Below are 16,068 nucleotides of genomic sequence, written 5' to 3'. Positions count from 1 at the left end.
ACGCGCCGGGATCGGCGCATCGATCGTCCTCGTGCTCGTCGCGCTCGCCGCGGCCTGGCTGCGATGACGCTGCGGGCAGTGGCGCGCAGGAACGCCGTTTTGCAGGAGCGCGTCGACTCCACACCGGCGGCGCGGCACACGGCGCCCAGCCATTGACGGACTCTGGACCTGCTGCACCGCACAATCGATCGCTTCTCGCCGTCAACCGGAGTCCTCATGTCCCTGGACTGGACCCAGAGCGCCGCCGTCGCGTGGCCGCTCGTCGTCGCCCTCGTACTCGGCATCGCCGTGCACTGGGGCCTGCGCGGCCTGGCACGGGTCGCGGCGCGGCGCGCGGACCAGTCGCTGCGCGCGCGGATCGCGACCGTCGTCGCCGTGCCCGCGTCGATCGCGCTGCCCCTGCTGTTCCTCGCGATCGCGCTGCGCTACACGCCGCTCGATGCCGGACTCACCGGCCAGCTGCGCCACTGGCTTGGCATAGGCGGACTCCTGTGCCTGACCTGGCTCGCCGCGCGCGTGGTCGGTGCGATCGAAGACCGCATCCTGCGCCAGCATCCGGTCGACGTCGAAGACAATCTCGCCGCGCGCCGCGTGCAGACGCAGACGCGCGTCATCAGCCGCGTGATCCAGGGCGCGGTGGTGCTGGTCGGCGTCGCACTGGCGCTGATGACCTTCCCGCAGATCCGCCAGGTGGGCGCCGCGCTGCTCGCCTCGGCAGGCATCATCGGCCTGGTCGCGGGCGTCGCCGCGCAGCCGGTGTTCGGCAACCTGATCGCCGGCCTGCAGATCGCGCTCGCGCAACCGATCCGGCTCGACGACGTGGTCATCGTCGAAGGCGAATGGGGTCGCATCGAGGAGATCACCGCGACCTACGTCGTCGTGCGCATCTGGGACGAGCGCCGGCTGGTGGTGCCGCTGCAATGGTTCATCGCCAATCCGTTCCAGAACTGGACCCGCACCAGCGCGCAACTGCTGGGCACGGCGTTCCTGTGGCTGGACCACCGCGCGCCGATCGCCGCGATCCGCGCCGAGCTGCAGCGCATCTGCGAGGCCGATCCGCGCTGGGACGGGCGCGTCTGCGTGACCCAGATCACCGAGACCGACCGGCACACGATCGAGGTGCGGCTGCTGGTCAGCGCGCGCAATTCCGGCGATCTGTTCGACCTGCGCTGCGCGGTGCGCGAAGGCATGCTGGCCTTCCTCGGCGCGCACCATCCCGAGGCGCTGCCGCGGCTGCGCAACGAGATCAGCCGCGCCGACGGGGCTGACGACGCCACGGTACGCACACCCCCGCCGCGCCATGCGGACACCCGTTCGCCCGGCGCCGAGACGGCCGACACGCCCGATCTCGACGCGGGCTTACACCGCGCCTCGCCAGACTGGCCGCCCGAAGTTCCCGACGGAGTGACACCGCGATGAAGACCCGCACCCTCGGCCCCGATGGCCCCAGCGTTTCCGCACTCGGCCTCGGCTGCATGGGCATGAGTGCGTTCTACGGCGGCCGCGACAGCGATGCCGAGTCGATCAAGGTCATCCACCACGCGCTCGATGCGGGCATCACCCTGCTCGACACCGCCGACATGTACGGACCGCACACCAACGAAGTGCTGGTGGGCCGCGCGATCGAAGGCCGCCGCGACGATGTGTTCCTGGCGACGAAGTTCGGCATCCAGCTCGACCCGACCGATCCGCAGGTGCGCGGCATCGACGGGCGCCCGGCGTACGTCGTCGCCGCGTGCGAGGCCAGCCTGAAGCGGCTGCAGGTCGAGGTCATCGATCTGTACTACCAGCACCGCGTCGATCCGAACGTGCCGATCGAGGACACCGTCGGTGCGATGGCGCGACTGGTCGAGCAGGGCAAGGTCCGCTATCTCGGCCTGTCGGAAGCCTCGGCGGACACGCTGCGCCGCGCGCATGCGGTGCATCCCATCACCGCGCTGCAGAGCGAGTATTCGCTGTGGTCGCGCGATCCCGAGACCACCGGCACGCTCGCCGCCTGCCGCGAACTGGGCATCGGCTTCGTGCCGTACTCGCCGCTCGGCCGCGGCTTTCTCACCGGCACCATCCGCACCGTCGACGATTTCGACGCCGACGATTACCGCCGCAACGCGCCGCGGTTCCAGGGCGAGAACTTCGGCCGCAATCTCGCGCTGGTCGAACAGGTGCAGGCGATCGCGCAGGACTACCACGTCACCCCCGGCCAGCTCGCGCTCGCCTGGGTGCTGGCGCAGGGCGACGACCTGGTGCCGATCCCGGGGACCAAGCGCATCGGCTATCTCGACGAGAACATCGCCGCGCTCGGCGTGCATCTGACCGAAGACGACCTGGCGCGCATCGATGCGATCTTCCCGCCCGACGCCGCCGCCGGCACGCGCTATCCGGCCGCCGGCATGGGTGCGCTGAACCGGTGACCCGTCCGGCCCGGCGCATCCCGTCGGCCCGGACGGTCTTCCGCCGCACACCCATGACGACGCCCCTGCTCGCGTTCGTGATCCCCGCGTTCGACGAGGCGCGCCGGATCGGCGCGACCCTGGACGCGGTGCACGCCGCCGTCGCCGCGCTGGGCCTGGCTGCCGACATCGTCGTCGCGGACGACGCCTCGACCGACGCCACCGCGGCGATCGCCACCGCGCACGGGGCGCGCGTGGTGCCGGTGGCGCATCGCCACATCGCCGCGACCCGTAATGCCGGTGCGGCGGCCACGACGGCCGAGGTGCTGGTGTTCGTCGATGCTGACACCCGCATCGACGCGCGCCTGCTCGACGCCGCGCTGGCCGCGCTGGCGGACGGCGCCGTCGGCGGCGGCGCGACCGTGCGGCTCGAAGGCCGGCCGCCGTGGCACGTGCGGCTCGGCGTGTGGGCGGCGGGCGTAGGCTTCCGCTGGCGCGGCATCGCGCCGGGCTGCTTCGTGTTCTGCACGCGCGTCGCCTTCGATGCGGTCGGCGGCTTCGACGAGCGCTGGTATGCCGGCGAGGACATCGCCCTGAGTCGCGCGCTCGCCACGCAGGGCCGGTTCGTGATCCTGCGCGCGCCGGTGTTCACGTCCGGCCGCAAGCTCCATCACCTGTCGCCGCTCGGCCATCTGCGCCTGCTGCTGCGGTTCGCACGCCGTGGTCGCGGCATGCTGACCTCGCGCGATGCGCTCGAGCTCTGGTACGGCGGTCGCCGCGACGAGCCCGACGTGCCGCCGCGCGAGTGACGCGACCCGCGTTCACGACGGCATTCCGTGCGAAGCTGAATACTCTTTCGCCTTTCCGTCGCCCACTCGCCGCATGTTGACTCCGATCTTCGCCGGACTGACCGTCCTGCTCGTCATCGTCACGCTGTTGCCCACGATCCGCAGCGGCGTGTGGTGGATCCGCGGTTGCGACTTCCCCCGCCTGCAGTTGGTCGTCGCGTCCGCGGTGGTGCTGGTGCTGCAGCTGGTGTTCCATCCGGTCGATGATCCGTGGACGGTGGCGGTCATCGCCGCCAACGCGGGCTGCATGCTGTGGCAGACCTGGTGGATCCTGCCCTACACCCGGCTGCATCCGGTCGAAGTCCAGGACGAGGATCCCGCGCGTGGCCATGCGCGTGTCCGGCTGCTCGCCAGCAACGTGCTGATGACCAATCGCGATGCCGGGCCGCTGCTCGCCCTGGTCCGGGAACGCAAGCCCGACATCCTGATCGCGCTGGAAACCGATGCATGGTGGGAAGCGCGCCTGGAGACCTTGCGCGACCAGCTCCCGCATGCGATCCGCTGCCCGCTCGAAAACCTCTACGGCATGCACGTCTACTCGCGGCTGCCGCTCCACGACGCCGAAATCCGCTATCTGGTCGAGGACGACATCCCGTCCGCGCACGCGGTGTTGGAACTCGACAACGGCCAGCGCGTGGTGCTGCACGCGCTGCATCCCGGAAGAGCGCGACGCCGAGCTGGTGCTGGTGGGACGCGCCGCCCACGAAGCCAAGCGACCGGTCATCGTCGCCGGCGACCTCAACGATGTCGCGTGGTCGCGCACGACGCGGCTGTTCCGCAAGGTCAGCGGCCTGCTCGACCCGCGCATCGGGCGCGGCATGTTCAACACCTTCCACGCGAAACTGCCGGGATTGCGCTGGCCGCTCGACCATCTGTTCCACAGCGAGCACTTCACGCTGGTGTCGATGGAACGCCTGCCGGCTGTCGGTTCGGACCACTTCCCGATCCTGGTCGAGCTGGCGCTCGAGCCTGGCGAGAACGACGCCGATGCCGGCCTCGACCTCGACGAACAGGCGCAGGAAGACGCGGAGGGCGCGATGGACGTCGCCGATGCGCACGACGCCGAGGCGGCGCCGGTCAAGGGCTGAACGGGGCCGGCAATGCCGGCCCGTGCGGGGTCAGCGGCTCACGCGCGCCCGCAGGTCGCGACGATCGCGGCGGACGACGTCGCGCAACGTGGTCTCGCGCCATTCTTCGGCAGCCGTCTCCCCGTCCGCATGCAGGCGCCGCTCGTATTCCGGTTCCAGCTGTGCACGCCGCTCGTCTCGGATGCGCTTGTACTCGGCCCGCAGCGCGGAGACGCTGGAAATCGGCGTGTCGCGCGCGATCGGCCGCAGCCACGGCGCGTCGTTCGTCGCCGTCGATGCGAGCGCCGACGCCGGTGGCGCCAGAGACATCGGTTCGATGTTCGCGCCCGGCCCGCCCGCCAGGACCACGCCCGGCAGCATCGCGGCCAGCAGCGCCACTGCGGCGCAGCCGGACCGGAGGCCAGGCAGTTTTCGGCGCGACCGCGCCACCCCATTCACTATGTCCATCGCACCCTCCCGTGCCGCATCGACGTGCCGACGCTAGCACCCGATGCGAAAGACGGTGCGAAGACGACGCGTGTTCAGCCGGCGCCGGGACGGATCTCGATGCCCAGCGCGTGCGACAGCATGCGCATGCCTTCGTCGTCGTCGCGGACCGCGAACCAGCCGGCTACCGTGTCGTCGCCGGTTTCGCGGGTCCACAGCGTGTAGCCGTCGACGCGCAGCTGGTCGTAGGCGGTTTCCAGCAGCGCATGCGGCGAGGCGCTCTCGAGGAAGGCGGCATCGGTCGGATCCTCGACGCCCCAGTCGATATCGATGTTGTAGCGCGCGGCCAGTTCGTTGAGCGCGTCGATCAGCGTGCCCGGATCGTCTTCGGGCACGTGGAAACCGGCCTTCCAGTCGATCGCATCCTGCAACGCCGGCACGGCCTGGTCCTCGTCGGCATCGGCCATGACCTCCTGCCAGGCGCGGAACTGCTCGCCGGCCGCATCGCCATCGCCGGGATTGATCATCAGCAGCAGCTGCCAGACGAGCGCTTCGGTGGACGCCTCGTCGTCGAACTCGGTGTCGTCGGCCTCGCCGCCGGCGAAGTTGTCGTCGGGGTCGAATTCGGTGTCGGGAAGCATCATCGTCGGTCGGCGCGGAACTGAGGGTGCCCAGTGTGCCGCAAAGCGGCCAACGTGCCGCCTCGGAACCGCAATCCGGGGCCGCGCGTTGGCCTGCGCGTCAGGCGCGGCGCGCGGTCTTCTTGCTGGCCGATGTCGTCGCCGCGGGCCGCCGTCTTCTTCGACGCTGCCTTGCCGGTTGCGGTCTTCTTGCTGGTGGCCTGCTTGCTGGCCGCCTGCTTCGCCGGCGCCCGCTTGGCGCCGCCGCGGGCATCGGCGTGCGAGGGCGGCAACCGCGAGGTCTTGCGACCCTGCAGGTCGATGATGCGGTTCTCGCCCATCGCTTCCTCGCGCTTGGTCACGCGGGCGACGGCGAACGCGATCGCCTTGCCGATCAATGAGCCGGGACCGTCCCAGTACTCGGCGGTGCGGACCTGCACTTCGAGCAGGGCGAGTTTCGGGTCACGGATGCCCTTCGGATAGAAGGCCTTCAGCGCGTCGTTCCACAGCGCTTCGATCTTGACCGGATCGTTGTTGACCCGGGCGTCGCCGGACATCGACACGTACGTGTTCTTCGACTTCGACGCATACGCCAGATTGACCTGCGCGTTGCGGCGGATCTCGGCGATCTTCGGGCTGTCGGAGGAGACGAAGAACCACACCCGCTGGCCATCGAACTGGGCCTTCTGCGTCGACAGCGGACGGCTGACCAGCGCACCGCCCTTGCCGACGGTGGTGAACATCGTGATGTCGATGTCCTCGATCAGTTTCGCGAGGGTTTCCGCGTCCTGTTCGGCCTTGCTCTGCTTGCGGGTTGCCATGGTGCGCTCCATCGATGAGAGGCCCGCAGTGTTGTCGCCCGTGCAGTTGCCTCGCGTGAAGAAGTCCGCGCTGCGCGACGCGTCAGGACGCGTGCCCGGCCGCCGGCAGCGCGCGCGTACGGCGTTCGTCGCGACGCGCCCAGACGTAGACCAGCAGGCCCGCGGCCGCGGTCGCGGCGCCGACATAGCCGGTCGACGTCCAGCCGAGCCCGGCGGAAATCGCGATGCCGCCCAGCCACGGACCGAGCGCGTTCGCGGTGTTGAACGCGGCATGGTTCGACGCGGCGGCCAGCGTCTGCGCCTCGCCGGCGACGTCCATCAGCCGGGTCTGCAGCACCGGCGCCAGCGCGCCCATCGTGCCGACCGCGAGGATCGCCGGCAGGATCGACCAGGCCGCCTGCGCCGCGAACGGAAACGCCAGCAGCACCAGCAGCGACCAGCCGAGGATCACCGGCACCGCGCGGAACTGCAGGCGATCGACCAGCCAGCCGCCGGCGACGTTGCCGAGGATCGCGCCGACGCCGCAGTCACGTCGACCAGGGTCGGCGCCAGATAGCTGAAGACGCAGAACATGCCGGCGAAGCCGATCGCGCCGATCAGCAGCGCCAGCCAGACCTGCGAGGTGTTGAACGCGCGCAGTTCGCGCATCGGCGTCTGCACCGCTTCGTCGGGATCCGGCGCGAGGAAGCGCGCGACGAGGAACGCGGTCAGCATCGACAGCACCGCGACCAGGGCGAAGGTCCAGCGCCAGCTCAGCTGCTGGCCGAGCCAGGTCGCCAGCGGATTGCCGACCAGGATCGCGATCGACAGCCCCAGCAGCACCCGGCTGACCGCGGTGCCGCGCTGGGCGGGCGGACTGATCGACGCGGCGACCAGCATCGCGACGCCGAAGTACGCGCCGTGCGGCAGGCCGGCGACGAAGCGCGCGGCGAGCATGGCCGGGTAGGTCGGCGCGAGCGCGCTGGCGAGGTTGCCGACGGCGTAGAAGCCCATCAGCGCGAGCAGCAGGCGGCGCCGCGGCAGCCGCGCGCCGAGGATCGCGAGCAGCGGCGCGCCGATGACGACGCCGATCGCGTAGGCACTGATCAGATGGCCGACCTGCGGCTCGCTGACGCCGAAGCCGCGGGCGAGGTTGGGCATCAGCCCCATCATCGCGAACTCGCTGGTGCCGATGGCGAACCCGCCCATGGCCAGCGCGAACAGGATCAGCGTGTAGGTGCGGCGCGACATCGGTGTCGCGGGCGACGGATGGGCGGATGCCATCGCGGCTCTCCAGCGTGCAATCTCGAATTATGTTGCATCGCAGCATAGGTGTCAGCCGCAATGGCGGGATGCCGTGTTCCCGCGTTCGGCGCGGTTCACCCGCCGCGCGTCGCCGGCCTGATATGCCTGCGTCATGCCCGACCCTGCCGCCACCCCGCCAGACCCGTCCGCAACGCCGACCGCGCGCCTGCGGATCGGCTGCGCGGGCTGGTCGATCGCGTCCGTGCACAAACGCCGGTTCGGCGCGGGCGACAGCCAGCTGGCGCGCTACGCGACCCGCTTCGACGCGGTCGAGATCAACTCCTCGTTCTACCGCCCGCACCGGCCCGACACCTGGCGCCGCTGGCGCGACAGCGTGCCGGCCGACTTCCGCTTCTCGGTCAAGCTGCCGCGCACGCTGACCCACGACCAGCGCCTGACCGCGCCGGGCGCCGGCCTGGACGCGTTCCTCTCCGGTGCCGGCCTGCTGGGCCCGACGCTCGGCTGCCTGCTGGTCCAGCTGCCGCCGAGCCTAGCGCTGGCGCCCCGCGTCGCGGCCGCCTTCTTCGCCGCGCTGCGTCGACGCTGGCCCGGCCAGGTCGCCTGCGAGCCGAGACACCCGAGCTGGTTCGACGCCGGTGCGGACGCGCTGCTGGCCCGCCATCGCATCGCGCGGGTGGCGGCCGATCCGGCGCGTGCGCCCGGCGCGGATGTCCCGGGCGGCGATCCCGCCTGCCGCTACTGGCGCTGGCACGGCAGTCCGGAGATCTACGTCAGCGCCTACGACGCCGCCGCGCGGCGGGCGCTCGTCACCGCCGTCGCGGCAGGGGCCGCCCCGGGCGACGCCACGTGGGTGATCTTCGACAACACCGCCCGCGGCGCCGCGACACCGGACGCGCTGGCCGTGCGCACGCAGCTCGAACGGCGCGGCCGCGCGCCTTGAACCGGCCGCCGACGACGGGCGCGCCGCCCGATCCGTCACGCCACTCGGGCGCATCGCTATGGCAGCATGCGGCCCCTTGTTGCCTCGCCCGAGCCTGCCGCGTGAATCCGTCCGCCGCGCCACCTCCCGAAGACTTCCTGCACAACGGCGGGGAGATGGGGCAGCGCGTCGCGGCGTTCGACTGGTCGCAGACGCCGCTCGGTCCGCTGACGGAGTGGCCGCAATCGCTGCGCACCACGCTGTCGATCATGCTGGCCTCGCGCTTCGCGATGTGTCTGGCGTGGGGCCCGGAGCTCGTCCTGTTCTACAACGACAGCTATGCGCCGTTCCTGGGTGCACGGCAGCGCGATGCGCTGGGCCGGCCGCTGGAGAACGTCTGGCCCGAGGTCTGGCCCGACATCGCGCCGCTGGTCGACAGCGCGCTGTCGGGCGTGTCGACCTGGCAGGAGGACATGTATCTGGAGATGCATCGCAACGGCTATCCGGAAGACACGTGGTGGACGTTCTCCTACACGCCGGTGCGTGACGAGTCGGGCCGCGTCGCGGGCATGCTCAACATCACGACCGACATGACGGCCAAGGTCGTCAACGCCCGACGCCTGGCCACCGAACGCCAGCAGCTGGTGCGGCTGTTCGAACAGGCGCCGAGTTTCATGGCGCTGCTGACCGGGCCCGAGCACCGCTTCGAGTTCGTCAATCCCTGCTACACGCGCCTGATCGGCGATCGCGACGTCGTCGGCCGCACCATCGCCGAGGCCCTGCCCGACGCCGTGCAGCAGGGCTACCTGGAACTGCTGGACCGGGTCTACCGCACCGGCGAGCCCTTCTCCGCGACCAGCGCGCCCTTCATGGTCCAGGCCGATCCCGACGGGCCCATCCAGGAGCGCTACGTCGATTTCGTCTACCAGCCGATCAACGACGACGACGGGCGCATCGCCGGTGTCTTCGTCGAAGGCGTGGACGTGACCGCGCGCACCCTCGGCGACCTGGCCCTGCGCGACCGCGAAGCGCAGCTCAGCGCGCTCAACGCGAACCTCGAGCAGCAGGTGCTCGAGCGTGCGCAGGAGCGCTCGCGCACCTGGCAGGTGACGCCCGACCTGCTGGCGGTGGTCACCCCCGACGGCGTGCTGGAAAAGACCAATCCCGCGTGGCAGCAGCTGCTCGGCTGGGCGCCGGAAGACCTGGCCGACCAGCCGCTGCGGGCGCTGGTCCATCCCGAGGACGCCGCCGCGCTGCAGGACGCCATCGAGGAACTGCGCGACGGCCGCCCGGTGCTGCACTTCGAACACCGCTACCGGGCCCGCGACGGCGGTTACCGCATGCTGTCGTGGGTGGCGACGCCCGAGGCCGGCCGCTATTACTGCAGCGCCCGCGACGTCACCGAACTCAGCGCCGCGACCCAGGCGCTCGCGCATTCCCAGGCCCGGCTGCGCACCCTGTTCGAGACCAGCTACCAGCTGCAGGGAATGTGCCTGCTCGACGGCACCCTGGTCGACGCGAACCACACCGCGCTCCAGGCGATCGGCTGCACGCTCGAGGCCGTCGTCGGGCAGCCTTACTGGGACACGCCGTGGTTCGCGGCGACGCCGGGCATGTCCGAGCTGGTCCGCAACGCGTTCCAGCGCGCCAGGGCGGGCGAGACCGTGCGCAGCGAGATCACCGTGTCGGTCGCGGCCGGCATGCGTTCCTACGACCTGTCGCTGCGGCCAATCCGCGATCCTGCCGGCGCGATCATCGCCGTCGTGCCCGAGGCGATCGACACCACCGACCGGCGCGCGGCGGAAGACGCGCTGCGCCAGTCGCGCAAGCTCGAGGCCATGGGCCAGCTGACCGGCGGCGTCGCGCACGACTTCAACAACCTGCTGACGCCGATCGTCGTCGCGCTGGAGCTGGCGGACACGCCCGACGCGAACCGCGAGCGCACCCGGCGCATGGTTTCGGTCGCGCGCCAGTCCGCGGATCGCGCGGCGATGCTGGTGCAGCGGCTGCTCGCGTTCGCGCGCCGGCAACCGCTGCAGGCCGGCGACGTGGATGTCGACAAGCTGCTCGGCGGCATGGCCGAGCTGATCGCCAGCACCTGCGATCCGCGCATTTCGGTGGAACTCAACGTGCAGCCGAAGCTGGCGCACGCGGTCGCGGATGCGAACCAGCTGGAAATGGCGATCCTCAATCTCAGCGTCAACGCACGCGATGCGATGCCCGAAGGCGGCACACTGACGCTGTCGGCGCGCAACCGGCGCGTCTCCCAGGCGGCGAACGGCCTGGCGCGCGGCGACTATGTCGTCCTGTCGGTGCGCGACACCGGGCATGGCATGGACGAGGCGACCCGGGAACGCGCGATCGAGCCGTTCTTCTCGACGCGCGGCGTCGGCAGGGGCACGGGGCTGGGCCTGTCGATGGTGCATGGCCTGGCGCAACAGCTGCGCGGCGCGCTGGTGATCGACAGCGCGCCCGGCGCAGGCAGCACTATGGAACTCTGGCTGCCGGTACACGGCGATGCCGCACATTCAATCGAAGAGGACACCGCAGTGGAAGACATGAGTGACAGCAAGGGCGTCGCACTGGTCGTGGACGACGAGGACGCGGTGCGCATGTGCACCGCCGACGTGATGCTCGACATGGGCTACCGCGTCGTCGAGGCGGCATCCGCGGAAGAAGCGCTGCGCGAGCTCGATGACGGCCTGGAGCCGGACATCCTGGTGACCGACCACCTGATGCCGGGCATGACCGGCTCGGAGCTTGCGCGCACGGTGAAGCAGCGCCTGCCCTCGATCGCCGTCGTGGTCGTCAGCGGCTACGCCAACGTCGACAGCGTCCATGCCGGGCTGACGGTGCTGTCCAAGCCGTTCCGCCAGAGCGACATGGTCGCCAGCGTGCAGGCCGCGACCGCCGGATGCCAGCAGCAGCAACAGGTGGCCTGATCCCGCGCAGCGTGCGCGTGACGCGGACGGATGCCGCACCCGTGTCGATCGCATGCGGCGCGCGACGTACGCGTGCGATCCGTCCGGCGCCAGCGTGCGTCCGGCATCTCGCCGAGCCGTTGACCTGCATCCGGTGCGCCCGGCGATGAGCGCGGTCTGGCAGCCCTACGCCAATCTGCACGGCGACAGCGGCGTGCAGGCCTGGCGGCTCGACGCGCGCGAACTCGCGATCGAGTTCCGCGACGGCGCGGTCTACGTCTACAGCGCGCGCCGCCTCGGCGCACGCCGGTTTGCGGCCCTGCGGCGAGCCGCCCGGACGGGCCGTGGCCTGGCGACCCGGATCAGCCGCGACGCACGCAGCGACTACACCGCGCGTTACGACACCCGTGACGCCTACGCCGCTGCGCACTGACGTCGATCCACAACGGCGTCGACACGTCGCGTCGTGCCACGCGTCCGGGATGACGCGTCGTGGACGCCGCGCTGGCGATAGTCGCCGGACCTTCCTTCCGGGACACCCCGCCATGGCCCTGCGCGCCTTCGGACTCAACTGCACCCTCAAATCCGGCGACGCCCCGTCGTCGACGCAACGCCTGCTCGACCAGATGCTCGCGGCGCTGGGCCGCTACGGCGTCGAGACGGATTCCGCCCGCGTCGCCGATTTCGATGTCCGCCCCGGCGTGACCGCCGACGAAGGCGCCGGCGACCAGTGGCCCGCGCTGCGCCAGCGGGTCATGGACGCGCAGATCCTCGTCGTCGCCACGCCGATCTGGATGGGGCATCCCTCGAGCATCGCCCAGCGGGTGCTCGAACGCATGGACGCCTTCCTCTCCGAGATCGACGACGACGGCATGTACCCGACCTTCGGCAAGGTCGCGGTAGCGGCGGTGGTCGGCAACGAGGACGGCGCGCACCACACCTGCGCGCAGCTCTACCAGGGCCTGACCGATGTCGGCTTCACGATCCCCGGCGGCAGCCCGCCGTACTGGGTCGGCGAGGCCATGGGCAGCGTCGACTACCAGGATCTCGAAACCACGCCCGACAAGGTGCGCGACACGCTGCGCGTCATTGCCAGCAATGCCGTGCACCTGGCCCGCGTGTTGCAGGCGCAGCCGTATCCGGTGCCGCAGCCGGACTGATCACGCGCGCCCGGGCGGCGTCGCGCGCGTCGCCGCGCCGTCGAAGCGGTACAGGTCCATCGCCAGGAACCCCATGTCGATGCCCGCGTCGATGCGCCGGGCGCCGAGCCGCTCGCCGCCGGCGGCGCCCATCGCGAAGAACAGCGGCAACAGGTGCTCGTCGGTCGGATGGGCGCGCTGCGCGAATGGCGCCTGGCGCCGGTAATCGAGCAGCGCGGCGAGATCGTCGGCGGCCAGGCGCTGTTCGATCCACCCGATGAAGGGCCGCACGTACGGCGCTTCGACCTCAGGGTCCGCGCCGCGCCCCTCATGCAGGTTGTGGGTGATGCTGCCGGAGCCGACCAGCAGGACGCCGTCCTCGCGCAGCGGCGCCAGCGCACGCCCGAGCGCGAACTGGTGCGCCGGGCCCGCATGGGGTTGGATCGACAGCGGCACCACCTGGATCGCGGCATCCGGAAACAGCAGGTGCAGCGGCACCCAGACGCCGTGATCAAGGCCACGCGCGGGATCGACCGATGCGGGCAGACCCGCCGCGTCGAGCAACGCCGCGATCCGCTGCGCCAGGCCCGGTTCGCCCGGTGCGGGATAGCGCAGGTCGAACAGCGCCTGCGGAAAGCCGCCGAAATCGTGCACGGTGGCAGGCGCGGCCGCACCGCCGACCCGGGGCCGCGCGGTCAACCAGTGCGCGGAAGCGACGACGATCGCGCGCGGCCGCGGCAGGTCGCGCGCGAGCGCGGCCAGGCGTTCGCCGACCAGGCCGGGCGTCAGCGCGGTCATCGGCGAGCCGTGCGAGATGTAGAGCGAAGGCAGGACGGGCATGGGCGACTCCGGATCCACGTACCGGCGGCATGCCGGGCGCGCTGCAGGAATGGCGCCGCCGACGCAGCCGCGGAAGGCCCACCGGCGCCATGCTCTGTCACAGGTGCGCAACGCTCGCGCATGCGCGTCGCTGGCGCCGCGGCGCCGTGCAGCGTTCGGCTCAGGCCTGGCTGGCGATGATCCGCGCCAGCAAGGCATGCAGGTCACCGAGATGGCCGGAGCCCGCCGCGCCGGCGGCATCGTCCGAGGTCATCGCCACCGTCATGCCGAGGCTCGGCACGATGTAGAGCATCTGCCCGCCATGGCCCCAGCCGTAGCGCACGTCGTGCCCGCCGATGCGGCGCGCGAACCAGCCATAGCCGTAACCGTCGCCGGTGTAGATCGAGCGCGTGCGCGGACGCCACGACTGCGCGATCCACGTCGCCGGCAGCAGCTGCGCACCGGACGCCGCGCGGCCGTCGTTGCGATACAGCTCGCCGAACGCCAGCAGCGACCGCGGCGTCATCGCCATCTGGTTGCCGCCGAAATAGATGCCCTGCGGATCGCGGTCCCACGAGGTGATCGCGAAGCCCGCCTGCGGCCCCAGCCAGTCGCGCGCGAGCGCCAGCGTCGACTTGCCGCCGACGCGCGTCAGGATCGCCGACAGCAGATGCGTCGAGCCTGTCGAATACAGCATCCCGCCGCCGGGATCGTCGACGAACGGCTGCGCCAGCGCGGCCCGCACCCAGTCGCGCTGCGCCACCCAGCGCCCGTACTGGCGGCCCGATGTCGGCTGCAGGCCGGCCTGCATCGACAGCAGGTGACCGATGGTCAGCGATGCGAGCCGCGGATCGGGCGTGCCGGGAAGCTTGTCGGCCAGCAGTGGCGCGACCGGCTGGTCGACGCCGTCGAGCAGGCCGCGTTCGATCGCGATCCCGACCAACGCCGACACCACCGACTTGGATGCCGACTTGATGTTGGTCGCACGCCCCGGCGACGCGCCGCGATAGCCGCGCTCGGCGAGCACCGTGCCGTCGCGCGCGACCAGCACCGTGCGCAGGGGCGTCAGGTCGCCGGCGGCGTCGAGGACCTGATCGAGCGGCGCGTCGGCCGCGGAGGCGAGCGGCGCGGCCAACAGCGCGCACAGCAGCAGGGAAAGCCAACGGGTCATGTCCGCAGTATCGGAATGCACGCGGGTACCTGCAGTGAACGCGCCCTGCGCGCGTGGCTCAGTGCGGCGGCGTGCCGCCCGCCGCGTCGGCCACCAGCGACTGGTGCGCGCCGACGCCGGCCATGACGCCGGCTGCCACCGCCCCGGCCACCCCGTGCAGGGGGCTGGCGGCGTCGCCCGCCGCGAAGACGCCCGGCACCGTCGTCTGCTTCATCGCATCGACGCGCAGGAACGCCCCGAGCGGGCCGTCGTCGAATGCGCAGCCGAGTTGCGACGCGAGCGGACTCGCGGCGTCGCTCGCCGGAATCGTGAACAACGCGCCGATCGCGACGATACGGCCGTCGGCCAGGCGCACGCCGTCAAGGTCCGGCGCGGCGCCGAGCAGCGCCACGATCGGGCTGTCTTCGACGACGACGCCCCGCGTGGCGAGCCTGGCCGCGGTCTCGGCGTCGGGCGGGAAGCGGCCCTGGCTGAAATAGGTCGTCGGCCCCCAGTCCGGCAGCATCAGCGCGTGATGCGTCGCGCCCGGATGGTGGGCGAGCACGCCCAAGGCGCGATCCGCGACCTCGTAGCCATGACAGTAGGGGCAGTGCAGCACCGTCACGCCCCAGCGCGCGGCGACGCCCGGGATGTCCGGCAGGGTATCGCGCACGCCGGTCGCCAGCACGAGACGCCGGCCCTGCTGGACGCTGCCATCGTGCAGCGTGACCTCGAACCCGCCGGTCGCGCCCGTGATGTCGCGCACATGGCCTTCCCGCTGCGCGACCGTCGCATAGCGCGCCAGCTCCGCGCGTCCCTCGGCCAGCAGTTGCGCGGGCGGTTTGCCGTCGTGACCGAGGATGTTGTGCGCGGCCGCCGAGAACCGGTTGCGCGGTTGCCTGCCGTCGACGACCAGCACGCGCCGCCGCGCCCGCCCGAGCGCCTGCGCTGCCGCCAGGCCGGCGAAACTGCCTCCGATCACGATCACGTCGTATGTCACGTCGTCTCCCTGCGCGGCGCGGCGCCGGATACCGCCGCTTCATGCCACTTATGAAGTGCCATGATGCGCGAGTGTCTTGCATCGTGCAACTTTTGTGGTGTCGTAAGATGTCGTCCGTTCTCCAGCCCCCGGGATGCGCGATGCGCAACGACAGTCGTCTGAGCCGCATGCTGCACGTGCTGATCCACCTCGCCGAGCGCGACGGGCCGGCGACGTCGGACGACATCGCGCGAATGCTCGGCACCAATCCGGTCGTCGTGCGCCGGACCATGGGCGGCCTGCGCGATGCCGGCTACGTGCGTTCCGAGAAAGGCCACGGCGGCGGCTGGTCGCTGGCGCGGCGGCTGGATGCGATCTCCCTGCTCGACATCTACACCGCGCTCGGCGAGCCCGCCCTGTTCGCGATCGGCATGGCCAACGACGATCCGCAATGCCTCGTCGAACGGGCCGTCAACGCGAGCCTGGGCACGGCCCTGCACGATGCCGAGACCCTGCTGCGCGAGCGGCTGCGCGACGTGACGCTGGCGGACGTCGCCCGCGATTTCGAGGCGCGGATGGCAGCGCTGCCGAAGGCGCGCAAGCGGGCGTCCTGATTGCGGCGCACTGCCTGCTAGGCTGGCCGCCCACCAGGACGGCGTGAGGCGAGACGATGGCGATGGATTCCCTGCGCGGAATGCGCGCG

13 protein-coding genes and 3 pseudogenes are annotated in these 16,068 nt (G+C 71.3%); 9 read left to right on the top strand and 7 right to left on the bottom strand.

Translation table 11 applies throughout. The features are described from left to right. The first annotated feature begins 216 nt into the window (after window positions 1-216). From CJ022_RS14430 to CJ022_RS17820, 4 genes and pseudogenes are all read left to right on the top strand, one after another. Window positions 217-1,419, top strand: coding sequence for a mechanosensitive ion channel family protein (locus CJ022_RS14430; RefSeq protein WP_101927317.1), 1,203 nt, complete (start codon window positions 217-219; stop codon window positions 1,417-1,419). Next, on the top strand, window positions 1,416-2,411 hold the full coding sequence (locus tag CJ022_RS14425) for an aldo/keto reductase (RefSeq protein ID WP_101927316.1): 996 nt from the start codon (window positions 1,416-1,418) through the stop codon (window positions 2,409-2,411). The genes CJ022_RS14430 and CJ022_RS14425 overlap by 4 nt, the downstream gene beginning before the upstream one ends. 65 nt (window positions 2,412-2,476) lie before the next feature. Beyond that, a complete protein-coding gene (locus tag CJ022_RS14420; protein ID WP_101927568.1) occupies window positions 2,477-3,199 on the top strand; it encodes a glycosyltransferase in 723 nt (240 codons plus the stop codon). Further along, a pseudogene (locus CJ022_RS17820) lies at window positions 3,138-4,326 on the top strand (endonuclease/exonuclease/phosphatase family protein). Before CJ022_RS14420 ends, CJ022_RS17820 begins: the two are co-directional and overlap by 62 nt. A 30-nt stretch (window positions 4,327-4,356) precedes the next feature. On the opposite strand, the gene CJ022_RS14410 reads toward CJ022_RS17820, so the two are convergent. The 4 genes and pseudogenes from CJ022_RS14410 to CJ022_RS14395 all read right to left on the bottom strand — a co-directional run bounded on the left by CJ022_RS14410 (window position 4,357) and on the right by CJ022_RS14395 (window position 7,456). Next, on the bottom strand, window positions 4,357-4,704 hold the full coding sequence (locus tag CJ022_RS14410) for a hypothetical protein (protein ID WP_101927314.1): 348 nt from the start codon (window positions 4,702-4,704) through the stop codon (window positions 4,357-4,359). Between the two features lie 143 nt (window positions 4,705-4,847). After that, entirely contained in the window at window positions 4,848-5,396 is a 549-nt protein-coding gene (locus CJ022_RS14405) for a DUF6630 family protein (RefSeq protein WP_233198813.1), read from the bottom strand. 287 nt (window positions 5,397-5,683) lie between these two features. Continuing rightward, a pseudogene (locus CJ022_RS17590) lies at window positions 5,684-6,193 on the bottom strand (pyridoxamine 5'-phosphate oxidase family protein); the annotation flags it as partial. An 82-nt stretch (window positions 6,194-6,275) separates the two neighbouring features. Beyond that, window positions 6,276-7,456, bottom strand: a pseudogene (locus CJ022_RS14395) (MFS transporter). Window positions 7,457-7,589: 133 nt separating this feature from the next. On the opposite strand from CJ022_RS14395, the gene CJ022_RS14390 reads away from it, so the two are divergent. From CJ022_RS14390 to CJ022_RS14375, 4 genes are all read left to right on the top strand, one after another. After that, complete coding sequence (locus CJ022_RS14390) at window positions 7,590-8,378, top strand: DUF72 domain-containing protein (protein ID WP_101927313.1); 789 nt, start codon at window positions 7,590-7,592, stop codon at window positions 8,376-8,378. A gap of 101 nt (window positions 8,379-8,479) precedes the next feature. Further along, window positions 8,480-11,299, top strand: a complete 2,820-nt coding sequence (locus tag CJ022_RS14385) for a PAS domain-containing protein (protein ID WP_143703999.1) — start codon at window positions 8,480-8,482, stop codon at window positions 11,297-11,299. A 145-nt stretch (window positions 11,300-11,444) separates the two neighbouring features. After that, a complete protein-coding gene (locus CJ022_RS14380) occupies window positions 11,445-11,711 on the top strand; it encodes a hypothetical protein (RefSeq protein WP_101927311.1) in 267 nt (88 codons plus the stop codon). Window positions 11,712-11,823: 112 nt separating this feature from the next. Beyond that, entirely contained in the window at window positions 11,824-12,438 is a 615-nt protein-coding gene (locus tag CJ022_RS14375) for a flavodoxin family protein (RefSeq protein ID WP_101927310.1), read from the top strand. Here CJ022_RS14375 and CJ022_RS14370 read toward each other — a convergent pair whose 3' ends face one another. From CJ022_RS14370 to CJ022_RS14360, 3 genes are all read right to left on the bottom strand, one after another. Then, entirely contained in the window at window positions 12,439-13,257 is an 819-nt protein-coding gene (locus CJ022_RS14370; RefSeq protein ID WP_101927309.1) for a DODA-type extradiol aromatic ring-opening family dioxygenase, read from the bottom strand. Between the two features lie 160 nt (window positions 13,258-13,417). Then, window positions 13,418-14,407, bottom strand: coding sequence for a serine hydrolase domain-containing protein (locus CJ022_RS14365; RefSeq protein WP_101927308.1), 990 nt, complete (start codon window positions 14,405-14,407; stop codon window positions 13,418-13,420). Between the two features lie 58 nt (window positions 14,408-14,465). Next, window positions 14,466-15,386: an NAD(P)/FAD-dependent oxidoreductase gene (locus tag CJ022_RS14360; protein WP_101927307.1), complete on the bottom strand. Its 921-nt coding sequence runs from the start codon at window positions 15,384-15,386 to the stop codon at window positions 14,466-14,468. Between the two features lie 140 nt (window positions 15,387-15,526). Here CJ022_RS14360 and CJ022_RS14355 point away from each other — a divergent pair, with 140 nt between their 5' ends. After that, on the top strand, window positions 15,527-15,979 hold the full coding sequence (locus CJ022_RS14355; protein ID WP_101927306.1) for an RrF2 family transcriptional regulator: 453 nt from the start codon (window positions 15,527-15,529) through the stop codon (window positions 15,977-15,979). Window positions 15,980-16,068 lie beyond the last annotated feature (89 nt).

It is taken from the genome of Luteimonas rhizosphaerae (assembly GCF_002849595.1).
Lineage (GTDB): Bacteria > Pseudomonadota > Gammaproteobacteria > Xanthomonadales > Xanthomonadaceae > Luteimonas > Luteimonas cellulosilyticus.
The sequence above is the reverse complement of the archived record's forward strand: the minus strand, read 5'-3'. Positions and strand labels throughout refer to the sequence as shown.

Excerpts from the sequence above, each read along its gene's own strand:
- CJ022_RS14430 (WP_101927317.1), top strand. The coding sequence starts at position 217 with ATGTCCCTGGACTGGACCCAGAGCGCCGCCGTCGCGTGGCCGCTCGTC.
- CJ022_RS14425 (WP_101927316.1), top strand. The coding sequence starts at position 1,416 with ATGAAGACCCGCACCCTCGGCCCCGATGGCCCCAGCGTTTCCGCACTC.
- CJ022_RS14405 (WP_233198813.1), bottom strand. The coding sequence starts at position 5,396 with ATGATGCTTCCCGACACCGAATTCGACCCCGACGACAACTTCGCCGGC.
- CJ022_RS14390 (WP_101927313.1), top strand. The coding sequence starts at position 7,590 with ATGCCCGACCCTGCCGCCACCCCGCCAGACCCGTCCGCAACGCCGACC.
- CJ022_RS14380 (WP_101927311.1), top strand. The coding sequence starts at position 11,445 with ATGAGCGCGGTCTGGCAGCCCTACGCCAATCTGCACGGCGACAGCGGC.
- CJ022_RS14375 (WP_101927310.1), top strand. The coding sequence starts at position 11,824 with ATGGCCCTGCGCGCCTTCGGACTCAACTGCACCCTCAAATCCGGCGAC.
- CJ022_RS14370 (WP_101927309.1), bottom strand. The coding sequence starts at position 13,257 with ATGCCCGTCCTGCCTTCGCTCTACATCTCGCACGGCTCGCCGATGACC.
- CJ022_RS14365 (WP_101927308.1), bottom strand. The coding sequence starts at position 14,407 with ATGACCCGTTGGCTTTCCCTGCTGCTGTGCGCGCTGTTGGCCGCGCCG.
- CJ022_RS14355 (WP_101927306.1), top strand. The coding sequence starts at position 15,527 with ATGCGCAACGACAGTCGTCTGAGCCGCATGCTGCACGTGCTGATCCAC.